At 36.0% G+C, this 12,251-nt stretch carries 13 protein-coding genes; 2 read left to right on the top strand and 11 right to left on the bottom strand.

What is annotated here, in order from left to right:
- Positions 1-62: 62 nt before the first annotated feature.
- Positions 63-716, top strand: coding sequence for an HD domain-containing protein (locus B0A65_RS10370; RefSeq protein ID WP_074660170.1), 654 nt, complete (start codon positions 63-65; stop codon positions 714-716).
- A gap of 444 nt (positions 717-1,160) precedes the next feature.
- On the opposite strand, the gene B0A65_RS10365 is transcribed toward B0A65_RS10370, so the two are convergent.
- From B0A65_RS10365 to B0A65_RS10345, 5 genes are all read right to left on the bottom strand, one after another.
- Entirely contained in the window at positions 1,161-1,283 is a 123-nt protein-coding gene (locus tag B0A65_RS10365) for a FeoB-associated Cys-rich membrane protein (protein WP_072969975.1), read from the bottom strand.
- A 6-nt stretch (positions 1,284-1,289) separates the two neighbouring features.
- Positions 1,290-3,389 (bottom strand): ferrous iron transport protein B, encoded by a 2,100-nt coding sequence (gene feoB, locus B0A65_RS10360; RefSeq protein ID WP_074660171.1) that lies wholly within the window; start codon positions 3,387-3,389, stop codon positions 1,290-1,292.
- On the bottom strand, positions 3,389-3,628 hold the full coding sequence (locus B0A65_RS10355) for a FeoA family protein (RefSeq protein ID WP_026982352.1): 240 nt from the start codon (positions 3,626-3,628) through the stop codon (positions 3,389-3,391). Before B0A65_RS10355 ends, feoB begins: the two co-directional genes overlap by 1 nt.
- A gap of 104 nt (positions 3,629-3,732) precedes the next feature.
- Positions 3,733-4,398 (bottom strand): SCO family protein, encoded by a 666-nt coding sequence (locus tag B0A65_RS10350; RefSeq protein WP_074660172.1) that lies wholly within the window; start codon positions 4,396-4,398, stop codon positions 3,733-3,735.
- Between the two features lie 168 nt (positions 4,399-4,566).
- Complete coding sequence (locus B0A65_RS10345) at positions 4,567-5,490, bottom strand: DMT family transporter (protein ID WP_074660173.1); 924 nt, start codon at positions 5,488-5,490, stop codon at positions 4,567-4,569.
- Between the two features lie 201 nt (positions 5,491-5,691).
- Between B0A65_RS10345 and B0A65_RS10340 the strand changes: the two genes are divergently transcribed.
- A complete protein-coding gene (locus B0A65_RS10340) occupies positions 5,692-7,752 on the top strand; it encodes a M13 family metallopeptidase (RefSeq protein WP_074660174.1) in 2,061 nt (686 codons plus the stop codon).
- A gap of 55 nt (positions 7,753-7,807) precedes the next feature.
- Here the strand turns inward: B0A65_RS10340 and B0A65_RS10335 are convergent, their stop codons facing one another.
- The 6 genes from B0A65_RS10335 to B0A65_RS10310 all read right to left on the bottom strand — a co-directional run bounded on the left by B0A65_RS10335 (position 7,808) and on the right by B0A65_RS10310 (position 12,250).
- The gene (locus B0A65_RS10335; RefSeq protein ID WP_074660175.1) at positions 7,808-8,257 is read right to left on the bottom strand and encodes a GyrI-like domain-containing protein; all 450 of its coding nucleotides are present in this window, start codon (positions 8,255-8,257) and stop codon (positions 7,808-7,810) included.
- Positions 8,258-8,349: 92 nt separating this feature from the next.
- Entirely contained in the window at positions 8,350-8,757 is a 408-nt protein-coding gene (locus B0A65_RS10330) for a c-type cytochrome (RefSeq protein WP_074660176.1), read from the bottom strand.
- 4 nt (positions 8,758-8,761) lie between these two features.
- A complete protein-coding gene (hemB, locus tag B0A65_RS10325; protein WP_074660177.1) occupies positions 8,762-9,757 on the bottom strand; it encodes a porphobilinogen synthase in 996 nt (331 codons plus the stop codon).
- A 57-nt stretch (positions 9,758-9,814) separates the two neighbouring features.
- Positions 9,815-10,702, bottom strand: coding sequence for a fructose bisphosphate aldolase (locus tag B0A65_RS10320; RefSeq protein WP_074660302.1), 888 nt, complete (start codon positions 10,700-10,702; stop codon positions 9,815-9,817).
- 101 nt (positions 10,703-10,803) lie between these two features.
- Positions 10,804-11,709, bottom strand: coding sequence for an oxygen-dependent coproporphyrinogen oxidase (gene hemF, locus B0A65_RS10315; protein WP_074660178.1), 906 nt, complete (start codon positions 11,707-11,709; stop codon positions 10,804-10,806).
- Positions 11,699-12,250, bottom strand: coding sequence for a GNAT family N-acetyltransferase (locus tag B0A65_RS10310; RefSeq protein ID WP_074660179.1), 552 nt, complete (start codon positions 12,248-12,250; stop codon positions 11,699-11,701). Before B0A65_RS10310 ends, hemF begins: the two co-directional genes overlap by 11 nt.
- Position 12,251: the final 1 nt, after the last annotated feature.

The raw sequence follows: 12,251 nt of genomic DNA, 5'->3' as shown, positions 1-12,251 counted from the left end.
AATAGAAAAAGATCACTGTTAATCCGTTCAATCCGCGTGCTATTCTCAATACAAATACAACTATGAATAATTCAGAATTAATAAATACAACAATTGCATTCGTAAAAGAAAAACTAAACGATGCCGAAGGCGGACACGATTGGTTTCATATCGAACGTGTTTATAAAAATGCTCTATTAATTGCAAAAGATACTGATTGCGATTTGGTTGTGGTGCAACTTGGTGCTTTACTTCACGATATTGCAGACAGTAAATTTCATAATGGAGATGAAACCATCGGGCCAAAAACGGCAAGATTATTTTTGGAATCAGAGAATGTTTCTGAAGATACCATTCAGCATGTGGTAAGCATCATCGAAAACATCTCTTATAAAGGCGGAAATTTCGAAAAGAACTTCTCTTCTATAGAATTGGATATCGTTCAGGATGCGGATCGTTTAGACGCGATAGGAGCAATTGGAGTAGCAAGAGCGTTCAATTATGGCGGATTTAAAAATCGTGCCTTACATGACCCTGAAATTGCGCCTATAACAAATATGAGCAAAGAAGAATATAAAAAGAATAATGCACCAACAATAAATCACTTCTACGAAAAGCTGTTACTCTTAAAAGATAAAATGAATACGGAAACGGGAAAACAAATTGCTGCTGAAAGACATAAATTTATGGAAACGTTTCTGGCGCAGTTTTATGCAGAGTGGGAGGGAGTTAAATAGTTTTCAGTCTCAGTGACAGTTTTCAGTTTCGAATAAAAGCTGGACCCGATTATTAAGTATTTATTCCACAGAGATTCGCCAAGAAACACAAAGCTTCACAAAGAAAATGTAAATCTCTGTGAAGCTTTGTGTTTTTTACTCTGTGTATTTCTGTGAAATTACTTTTCTATAGATTTTTATTCCGCAGAGATTCGCCAAGAAAGCACAAAGCTTCACAAAGAAATTTAAATCTCTGTGAAGCTTTGCGCTTTTTCTCTCTGTGTATCTCTGTGAAATTGCTTTTCTATAGATTTTTATTCCGCAGAGATTCGCCAGGAAAACACAAAGCTTCACAAAGAAATTTAAATCTTCGTGAAGCTCTAGCTTTTTTTACCCTGTGTATCTCTGTGAAATTGTCTCCAAAAACTTAGCACCTTAGAACCTCAGTACCTCAGCACCTTTCCTCTACGAACACCCACAATTCCCATCGCCGCAATCCTTTTTCTTTTTCGATTTCCAAAAGAACTTTTTGATCAAAAAAGCAACCGCAATAAGTAATATTCCAAAGGCAATAATTTCTTGTATCATGGCCGTTTATTTTAAAAGTTGATAAGCAAACAATGCAACAAAATAAGCTAAACCGCTCATTAAGAACAATTGCATTGCCGGCCATTTCCACGAATTGGTTTCTTTTTTGGTAATCGCTAGTGTACTGGCGCATTGCATTGCGAAGGCGTAAAATAGTAATAGCGAAATTCCAGAAGCAAAATTAAAAATTTTCTCACCCGTTTCCGGATTTACTTCTTTTTGCATTTTGCTTTTAATGGTTGCTTCATTATCACTGTCACCAACGCTATAAATCGTAGCTAAAGTTCCAACAAAAACCTCACGCGCGGCAAACGAACTGATTATTGCAATTCCGATTTTCCAATCGTAACCAAGCGGAGAAATGGCAGGTTCGATGGCTTTACCCATAATCCCGATATAAGAGTTCTCTAATTTTTGAGAAGCGACTTCGTTTTCAAACTGAACTTCGTTTAAAGTTGTATTGGCAAATCGTTCTTTTACGATAGTTTCGGCTTCATTAAAATCTCTTCCCGGTCCAAACGAAGCTAAAAACCATAAAATCACAGATATTGCTAAGATAATTTTACCCGCACCAACGACAAATGCTTTGGTTTTCTCTACAACATTAATTCCGACATTCTTTAAAAGCGGCATTTTGTAGCTCGGCATTTCGACTACGAAATAGGTTTTAGAATTGAATTTCAGAATTTTATTTAAGATATAAGCAGATAAAATGGCGGTTCCAAATCCTAGCAAATAAAGCAACATGAGCGATAATCCCTGTAAATTTAGAATTCCCAAAACACGCTGATCCGGAATTACCAACGAAATAATAATCGTATAAACCGGTAGCCTTGCAGAACAAGTCGTAAAAGGCGTTACTAAAATAGTAATTAAGCGTTCTTTCCAGTTTTCAATATTTCGGGTTGCCATAATGGCCGGAATAGCACAGGCTGTTCCTGAAATTAAAGGCACAACACTTTTTCCGGAAAGCCCGAATTTGCGCATGATTTTATCCATCAAAAATACAACCCGGCTCATATATCCGCTTTCTTCCAAAATGGAAATAAATAGAAACAAAAAGGCAATTTGTGGAATGAAAATCAAAATCCCGCCAATTCCGGGAATAATCCCCTGCGAAAGCAAATCGGTTAAAATACCGCTTGGCAATTCGGATGCTGCCCAGCTGCTCAATGAAGCAAATGTGCTGTCGATGAAATCCATAGGGATTGTTGACCAACTAAAAATCGATTGGAAAATAACAAATAAAATGGCTAAGAAAATGACATAACCCCAAAACTTGTGTGTTAACACACGATCAAGTTTGGCTCGAATGTCTTTTGCCATCGATTCGTCAACCTGTAAACCTTCTTTCAAAACATCATTGATAAATTGATATCTTTTGATGGTTTCTTTTTGCTGTAAGCGCTTTAATTCTGAATGTGATTTGGTAAAAGTGCTTCGGATTTCATTACGCTCAAGATTCAAAAAATTTACATCCTGCGTAATAACCAGCCACAATTTGTATAAAAGTTGATTCGGAAAAGCATGTTGCAGTTTTGCAAAATATTCAGCATCAATTACAGAAGCATTTAAACAAGGTTCATGCGGAATCGTTTTGTATGAAACGATTAGCTCTTTTAGTTCCTCTATTCCATGACCTTTACGAGAACTTACTAAAGCAATTTTGGTTTTTAGTTTTTCTTCTAAATACGGAATATTAAGTGTGATTCCTTTACTTTCCATACGATCAGACATATTAATGACTAAAATCGTCGGAATTTCAAGGTCTTTTATTTGTGTGTAAATTAGTAGATTTCGTTTCAGATTTTCAACATCCGTTACCACTACCGCAACATCGGGATATAATTTGTCGTTTTTATTAAGCAAAAGTTCAATAACCACACTTTCGTCCATTGAACTGGCATTCAAACTGTACGTTCCCGGTAAATCAAGAATGTTAGCTTTAATGTTATGAGGAAGTTTACAGAAACCAATTTTTTTCTCAACCGTAATTCCGGGATAATTCCCAACTTGCTGATTTAAACCCGTAAGCTGATTAAAGACGGAAGTTTTTCCTGTATTAGGATTCCCGATAAGGGCAACATTTATATTTTGAATGCTCATTACAAATTGGTTTTGATAAGTTCAACTTCAATTTCACGAGCAGTTTCTATACGAATCGCCACATGGGAGCCATTAATGTCTAAATATAAAGGATCTCCAAAAGGAGCAATTTGAAGTAATTCGACCAAGCTGCCCGGCAAACAACCCATTTCTAATAACTTTAGAGGAATAAGATCGATATCAAAATCTTTGATAATGGCTTTTTCGCCTTTTTTCAGGGTATGAATTGTATTTTGCAAGCTTATTTAGATTGAATTTAGATTGCAAAAATAGGTAATAATTCTTTATTTCAAGGCAATTAACCGCTTTGATTCTCCCAAAATTTACTTAAATAAGCCAAATTTTACTCTTGCGATAAGAAATTGATGTCTTCTATAAGTCGTTTGATTTCTTCTTTGTTTGTTCCGTCATAAAATCCGCGAACACGACGTTTTTGATCCACCAAAACAAAATTCTCCGTATGAACCATGTCGTACAATTGATCAGGACGACCTAATTTAACGGCTAAGTATGATTTTCTGGCCATGGTGTAAATCTCTTTTTTATCGCCGGTAACCAAATTCCACTTGCTGTCCACAACATGATGTTTTATAGCGTAAGCTTTTAGAACCGGAATACTGTCAACTTCAGGAAAAACAGTGTGAGATAGTAACATTACTTTCGGATTGTTTAAAACTGCCTTTTGAACATCTTCAAGATTAGTCGTCATTTTTGGACAAATTGATCCACAAGTGGTGAAGAAAAAGTCGGCTACATAAATTTTTCCTTCATAGTTTTTTTGAGTAATCGTATCGCCATTCTGATTTACAAAAGAAAAGTCAGCAATGGTGTGGTATTTACTTTTGTATTGAATCGTACTGTCAACCAATTCAGGATTTACGTCAGCCGGATTGTAAATAGGTAATGTTTTTTGTGGCTTTAAAGCCGAATAAAAAAGGGATATAGTAACTACCGAAAACACAATTAAAACAATAAAAAATTTGCGGTATTTGTATAGTAAAGATTTCATAAACAAAATTTGGCGCAAAAATACGAAAAGGAGTTTTTAAAAAGCTAATTCTGTATTTCTTTTAACAGGATATAAAGGTTTTAACCGCCACGACCCGAGTGATAGCAAAGGGGCGAAGCAATTCACGAATTATTATCATTTTAATTCGTGAATTGGTGGCGGTGAAATTTAATTTTTAGTCTTTTTAATCGATTTGTTTACCAGATACAATCCAAGCAAAGTTACGGCTGCGCCAATTGCAATTGCCTGCGTAAGCGTTTCACCAAAAATGAATGATCCTAAAACCATTGCCACAATCGGATTTATATAAACATAAATGCTGCTGATTTCTGTTGGAAGATGTTGTAACGTATAAATAAAAGCGATAAAAGTTAAGACTGAACCGATAATGATTAAATAGGCAATTGCTCCCCAGGAATTTAACGAGATTTCACTCAAAGGAATATTGGTTCCTGCAGCTTCTGTAATTCCAAATAAAAGCACACTCGAAATTAACATCTGTAATCCTAAACTAAAATACGGATTAAAGCTTGAGGCTTTTTTCTTGGTTTCCAAAATTCCGAAAGCCCAGGTTATAGTAGAAGCGACCATTAAAATGATGCCGAATTGAAAGTCAGGATTTAAAAAATCAGATAGATAATCGAAGAAAATAATGCAGATTCCGCCAAAACTAATCAGGATTCCCAATAAAGCGACTCTGGCGATTTTTATACCATTAAAAAAATTGATAATAATAATCCAAATAGGGAAGAGTGCACTAATGATTGCTCCCAGTCCGCTGCTGATAAATTTTACTCCCCAGGTACTTAAGCCGTTGCTTAAAGCAAAATTCAAAACAGCTAAAATCACAATTGTTTTCCATTGTTTCCCTTTTGGCCAAGGCTCTTTTTTAATTAAAAAATAACCAACATAAAGCAAGCCACCCAAAAACTGACGAATAGTGGCTACCTGAAGTCCGGGCATATGTCTAACGGCTTCTTTTGAAGCCAGCCAGGTGGTTCCCCAAAAAAAACTTACCCAGCATAAAGCCAAAATTGGAAATCCTATCACTTCAATTTTTCCTGAAAAGGCATTCTGAATTTTTGCTCTCACTTTTATATTTTTCTTTCGACAAATATTCCAAAAACAATTCCAAATATTTCCGAAAAACCGCACATAATATTCATGAAACTTTTAGTTCAAATCTATTCGAAAATTGAATGTAAATCCTGAAAGTAATTTATTGGTAAATTTTAACATAGTAATCAAAATAATAACAATATGTTTGTGTATATACTAAAACTATAAAGAAAAATGATTAAACAGCTTACTAAACCTATGTTTTGTGTTGTTTCTGCAATGTTCACTTTTACTGCAGTTCAGGCTCAAAATGCAAAACCAAAAGAACCAGGTATCAATATTGCTAATATGGATACTAAAGTAAGTCCGGGTGAGGACTTTTTTCGTTACGTAAACGGAACCTGGTTAGACAAAACTGAAATTCCAAGTGATAGAAATTCATGGGGAAGTTTTAATGAATTACGTCAGAAGACAGATAACGATGCTCTTGCAATATTAAAAGAAGCATCAAAAGATCCAAAGTACAAATCAAATACAGATCAGGGTAAAGCAATCGCTTTATTCAACACGATCATGGATACTGTTGGAAGAAATAAAAGAGGTATCGAGCCGCTAAAACCTTACCTAAAGAAAATTGACGGCATTAAAAATGTAGCCGATTTGCAAAGCTACCTTACTGAAATGCAACCTCAGGGCGGTGCTGGTTTCTTTGGCGTTTATGTTGGAGCAGATGCTAAAAACAGTAACAAAAACTCTGTGAACTTAGGTCCTGGAGGTTTAGGTTTATCTGATAAAGATTATTACAATGCAGACGACAAAGACTCTAAAGAAAAACGTGAGAAATACGAAGTTCACCTTGCTAGAATGATGCAGTTTCTTGGAGAATCTCCTGCAAAAGCAAAAGAAAGTGCAAAACAAATTTTAGCTTTAGAAGTTGAAATGTCTGCACCAAGATTAGATCGTGTTGAACGAAGAGATCGTAGAAAACAATACAATCCAACTGCCGTTGCCGATTTGAAAAAGAACACACCTTCAATTCAGTGGGATAAATATTTTGCCGGAATTGGAATGACAAAATTGGATTCTGTGAATGTGGCTCAGCCTCGTTATATGATTGCTTTGGAAAAAACTTTTACTGAAAAGAAAGTAGAAGCATGGAAAGAGTATTTAAAATGGTCTTTACTAAACAGAGCTGCATCAACGTTATCTACAGATATCGAAAATGCTAATTTTGATTTCTACGGAAAAACATTAACAGGAGCTTTAAAACAACGTCCGCGCGAGGAAGTTGCTTTACAAGTAATCAACGGAGCAACAGGTGAAGCTTTAGGAAAACTTTACGTAGAGAAATTGTTCCCTGCTGAAGCTAAAGCCAAAGCTAAAGATATGATTGCAAATGTAATGCAGGCATACAGAAATAGAATCAACGCTTTACCTTGGATGTCAGCTGAAACTAAGACAAAAGCTATTGAGAAATTGAACAAACTAACGGTTAAAATTGGATATCCTGATAAATGGAAAGATTATTCAGCTTTAGAACTTAAAAACGTTAGCGAAGGCGGAACTTATTTTGACAATATGAGAAGTTTATCAAAATGGTCTTACGCAGATAACCTTGCTAAATTAGGTAAACCAGTTGATAAAACAGAGTGGGGAATGTCACCACAAACAGTAAACGCTTACTTCAATCCATCTTATAATGAGATTGTTTTCCCTGCAGCGATTTTACAACCTCCTTTTTACAATTACCAGGCTGACGAAGCTGTTAATTATGGTGGAATTGGAGCTGTAATTGGACACGAAATCTCTCACGGTTTTGATGATTCAGGTGCACGTTATAATGCAGACGGAAATTTAGTAGACTGGTGGACTGCCGATGATTTAAAACAATTTACAGTTCTTGGTGGAGAACTTGCTGCACAATATAGTGCACTAGAGCCACTACCAGGAATTCACGTAGATGGTAAATTTACTTTAGGAGAAAACATTGGTGACTTAGGGGGTACAAACGCAGCTTATGATGGTTTGCAATTGTATTTGAAAGCAAATGGAAATCCAGGCTTAATTGACGGATTTACTCCAGAGCAACGTTTCTTTATTTCATGGGCTACAGTTTGGAGAACAAAATCAAGAGATGAGGCTATTAAAAGCCAGGTTAAAACAGATCCACACTCTCCGGGAATGTACAGAGCGGTTGTGCCTATTCAGAATTTGGATAGTTTCTACCAGGCTTTCGGAATTAAACCAGGAGACAAAATGTATGTAGAACCAGCGAAAAGAGTTAAAATCTGGTAATATTTATAGACATAAAAAAAACGGCGCTAATTATTTAGCGCCGTTTTTGTTTTATCTAGTTAATCGCAATAAAAATATCGACTTCGGCATTTTCAGGATTTTGAGCTTTCTCTCCGTAAATTTCAAAATCGGATGTAAAACTTCGGTCTAAATCAGAACTCCAAATCTTCATCCATTCGTTAAAAACAATGTTTTCATGAAGATTCCCTTTTGCGGTGAACTTTTCATAAGTTGCTTTTTCAATAGTTTTACCAATCATTCCTTCGGGAATAAAATCTAAAGAACTTACCCGACATCCTAAAATGGTTGTATAAGGTTTTGTGTGATCTTTTTCGTATTCGGTATAAACACAATACAGAGCATTGTCAATTTTATTCGGAATTTTTTCAGCAATTCCTTCCATCATAAATTCGTTCCAAAGAGCCGGAATGTCTTGCCCAGATTGATCCTTTTCATTAGTCGTCCGTATTGAAATCCCAATAACACTAAATTTTTTAATATCCATTTTAGTTAAATTATTTTGTTTGATTTCAAATTTACGATGACTGTGCGACAACAGTATGTCAGCACGAAATTGAGAAAGATGATTTTAAGAGCTTATTTCGAATTGCTATAGATATAGGCTTCAATTGCTTTTAATTCTTCATCAGACATTGCCTGAGTTACCGGAAAATTAGTTTTCATAACGGAGAACTGACTCGGATCAACAATTGGATCTGCATTTCCCTTAAGGAAAGTAACAATATCACCTTTTTTGTCTTTGTACGTTTTCCCGATTTCCTCAATACTCGGACCAATGATTTTTTGATCCACCTGATGGCAGGAAACACAATTCCCTTTTCCTTCAAATATGGATTGTCCTAAAGCCTCCGGTGTTTTGGCTTCCGCCGATTCTCCTTCCGAATAAGATTCTGTTGTACTTTCAGTTGCTTTTCCAAAAGGTTCCTGCTCTTTTTTACAAGAAGCAAATGCTAAAACGGCAGCTAAGAATAATATTTTTTTCATGCTTTTATTTCTTTAATAGTATTGCAGCTTCTTTAGCGAAATAAGTCGAAATCAAACTTGCTCCCGCTCTTTTAATGCACATTAATTGCTCCATCATGATTTTATCATTATCCAGCCAGCCTCTTTCGGCAGCAGCCTTAATCATGGCATATTCTCCAGAAACATGAAAAACAGTTACCGGAACATTTACAGCATTTTTTACTTCGCGTACAATATCCAAATAAGCAATTCCTGGTTTTACCATTACCATATCGGCACCTTCTTCAACATCCATAAGGGTTTCTCTGATCGCTTCAATACGATTGGCATAATCCATTTGGTATGTTTTCTTGTCTTTTGGAACAACTACATCGGCTTCTCTTGGAGCACTGTCCAAAGCATCACGAAACGGACCATAAAAGGCAGAGGCATATTTGGCAGAATAACTCATAATTCCCACATTATGAAAACCTGCAGCATCCAATCCCTGGCGTAAACGCAAAATACGTCCATCCATCATGTCGCTAGGCGCTACAAAATCGGCTCCGGCCTGTGCGTGTGAAACCGCCATTTTTACTAATGCGTCGTTAGTGGCATCATTGGCAACATCGCCATTTTCGATTATTCCGTCATGACCATAAATTGAATAAGGATCAAGAGCCACATCCGGCATTACAACCATTTCAGGGCAAGCTGCTTTGATAGCTTTAATGGCGTTTTGCATTAATCCATTTGGATTCCAGGCTTCTTGTCCGGTATTGTCTTTTAATGATTCGTCTACTTTTACATAAATGTTGACAGCGCGAATTCCTAAAGCAAAAATTTCTTTTACTTCTTCAACGGTTAAGTCAATCGAACGACGGAAAATTCCCGGCATGGATGGAATTTCAACTTTATAATTTTCGCCTTCTGCAATAAACATAGGAAACATAAAATCAGTTGGACTCAATGTTGTTTCGCGAACTAAACTACGGATAGATTCATTTACTCGTAGTCTTCTGCCTCTTTGTAATGGGAACATATTTTTTTGTTTAAAGTTTCATGTTTCAGGTTTTATCCTGAAGTTATTCTAATATTTTTATGTAATTGAAGCGGTATAAATCGCTTTTATGGTTTTATCAAGCTTTTGGTTAAATTCATCATCAGACTGACCAGCAGAAAGACCTTCAGAAAGTGCTCTTGAAAAACTGGCAATCAATCCGTGGTTTTGTGACAATTTAGCATTGGCTTCTTCTTCTGAATATCCTCCGGACAATGCGACAACGCGCACAACATGTGGATCTGACATTAGTTCTTTGTAAAAGTCATTCACTGTCGGAATAGATAATTTCAGCATCACTTTTACCTCTTTATCTAATAAATTAAGCTGTTTCTTAATTTCTTCTTTAAGAATTACTTCTGATTTTTCTTTGTCAGCACTGTAAATATCAACTTCCGGTTCAATAATTGGCACAAGTCCTTTTTCGAAGATTTGTAAACCAACTTTAAATTGCTGTTCTACGACTTCACGAATTCCTTCTGCATTTGCTTCTTTGATAACCGAACGCATTTTAGTTCCAAAAACGTTTTTTTCTACAGCTCTATCTAGTAATTCATCTAAATTAGAGATAGGCTTCATCAATTGAACACCATTGGCAAGATCAGCCAATCCTTTATCGACTTTTAAAAACGGAACGATGTTTTTCTTTTCCCATAAATAATCAGCAGTCCATTGTCCGTCGATTTTGCGATCCATAGTGTTTTCAAACAAAATAGCTCCCAGAATATAGTCGCTTTCAAAGGCAGGGCTTTTGATTATTCGGGTTCTCATTTCATGTACCAGCGCGTACATTTCTTCATCATTCGTAAAACTGCTTTCTTGTACGCCGTATTGAGCCAGGGCTTTTGGTGTACTTCCGCCACTTTGGTCTAAGGCGGCAATAAATCCTTGACCGGAATGCATGCGATCTAATTGTGCAATGTTCATTTCTCTTTCCATAATATTTTAGATTTTAGATTGAAGATTTTAGAGTAAATTACAATTTAAATTTTTGATTACAAAGAAGTTAAATGAATATTGGGTTCAATTTATGAGATCCATTCACGAGGATTTTCCAAGACATTTACCAATTTCTCTTCTTCACTTCCTACTTCTGCATGATGATCGTAAACCCATTGTACATGCGGAGGCAAACTCATCAAAATACTTTCAATTCTTCCGTTGGTCCTTAAACCGAATAAAGTGCCTTTGTCATGAACCAAATTGAACTCCACATAACGGCCACGACGGATTTCCTGCCAATTTCTGTTTTCCGTAGTATAGGCTAAATTCTTTCTTTTCTCCACAATCGGAACATAGGCTTCTAAGAAACTATTCCCAACTTCAGAAACAAAATTGAACCAATCTTCCATCGACATGGACTCATTTGCTTTGCAATAATCAAAGAACAAACCGCCAATTCCGCGGGCTTCGTTTCGGTGAGCATTCCAAAAATAAGTGTCACATTGTTTTTTATATCTTGGATAAAACTCTGGATTGTGTTTGTCGCAAGCCGTTTTACACGTTTGATGAAAGTGAGTTGCATCTTCTTCAAACAAATAATAGGGTGTCAAATCCTGTCCACCGCCAAACCATTGTTCTATCACTTTTCCATGTTCATCGTACATTTCAAAATAACGCCAGTTTGCGTGAACGGTTGGTGTCATTGGGTTTTTTGGATGTAAAACCAAACTTAATCCGCAGGCAAAAAAATCAGCTTCGCCTACGCCAAACATTTTCTGCATCGCTTCAGGCAATTTCCCGTGAACGGCTGAAATGTTTACACCACCTTTTTCGAAAACCGCACCGTTTTCAATAACGCGTGTTCTTCCGCCACCGCCTTCCGGGCGTTTCCAAAGATCTTCACGGAATTTTGCCGTTCCGTCAACAGCTTCTAAACCGGCACAAATTTGATCTTGTAGATTTTGTATGTATGCGTAAAATTTATCTTTCATGAGTATTGTATTCTGATTTAAGCAATCCGAAATAAACAGTGTTCTGTAATTCGCCATCACCATTTCTAAATTCGTCTCGTAAAATTCCTTCTTGTTTGAAATTGTGTTTTAATGCAACGCGCTGACTTGCAAAGTTAATTTCTGATGTACAGATGAAAACTTTATTCATTTTCAATTCATTGAAAGAAAAGTCAAGTGCAGCTGAAACCATTTTTGATGTGATTCCTTTCCCCTGAAAATCTTCATCGGTAAAATAACCTAATTCACATTTTGAAATTCGGTAATCTATAGTTTTGACGCATAAATAACCAATTAAGTTATTGGTTTTGGTATCTCTTGCGAAAAAATAAAAGCCTTCATTGTTTTTTTCTTTTTCAAGATTTACGGCCATGAAACCTTCTGCTTTCTTTAAAGAATCAGAATTGGCCAGCGTTACCGGAAAAGTTTTTTGAATGTGATTTTTATTTTTATTGACTAGCGTGAAAAATTCTTCAGCAGTAACATTTTCAATTCGATCTATTTTCCAATCTGTAGAACTCATG

The organism is Flavobacterium frigidimaris (assembly GCF_002217275.1).
Taxonomy (GTDB): Bacteria; Bacteroidota; Bacteroidia; order Flavobacteriales; family Flavobacteriaceae; genus Flavobacterium; species Flavobacterium aquidurense.
The sequence above is the reverse complement of the archived record's forward strand: the minus strand, read 5'-3'. Positions and strand labels throughout refer to the sequence as shown.

Bases quoted from the DNA above. Each gene is read 5' to 3' on its own strand.
- hemF (WP_074660178.1), bottom strand. From the start codon at position 11,709: ATGAAAGATAAATTTTACGCATACATACAAAATCTACAAGATCAAATT.
- B0A65_RS10365 (WP_072969975.1), bottom strand. From the start codon at position 1,283: ATGATACAAGAAATTATTGCCTTTGGAATATTACTTATTGCGGTTGCT.
- feoB (WP_074660171.1), bottom strand. From the start codon at position 3,389: ATGAGCATTCAAAATATAAATGTTGCCCTTATCGGGAATCCTAATACA.
- B0A65_RS10330 (WP_074660176.1), bottom strand. From the start codon at position 8,757: ATGAAAAAAATATTATTCTTAGCTGCCGTTTTAGCATTTGCTTCTTGT.
- hemB (WP_074660177.1), bottom strand. From the start codon at position 9,757: ATGTTCCCATTACAAAGAGGCAGAAGACTACGAGTAAATGAATCTATC.
- B0A65_RS10370 (WP_074660170.1), top strand. From the start codon at position 63: ATGAATAATTCAGAATTAATAAATACAACAATTGCATTCGTAAAAGAA.
- B0A65_RS10340 (WP_074660174.1), top strand. From the start codon at position 5,692: ATGATTAAACAGCTTACTAAACCTATGTTTTGTGTTGTTTCTGCAATG.
- B0A65_RS10320 (WP_074660302.1), bottom strand. From the start codon at position 10,702: ATGAACATTGCACAATTAGATCGCATGCATTCCGGTCAAGGATTTATT.
- B0A65_RS10310 (WP_074660179.1), bottom strand. From the start codon at position 12,250: ATGAGTTCTACAGATTGGAAAATAGATCGAATTGAAAATGTTACTGCT.
- B0A65_RS10335 (WP_074660175.1), bottom strand. From the start codon at position 8,257: ATGGATATTAAAAAATTTAGTGTTATTGGGATTTCAATACGGACGACT.
- B0A65_RS10350 (WP_074660172.1), bottom strand. From the start codon at position 4,398: ATGAAATCTTTACTATACAAATACCGCAAATTTTTTATTGTTTTAATT.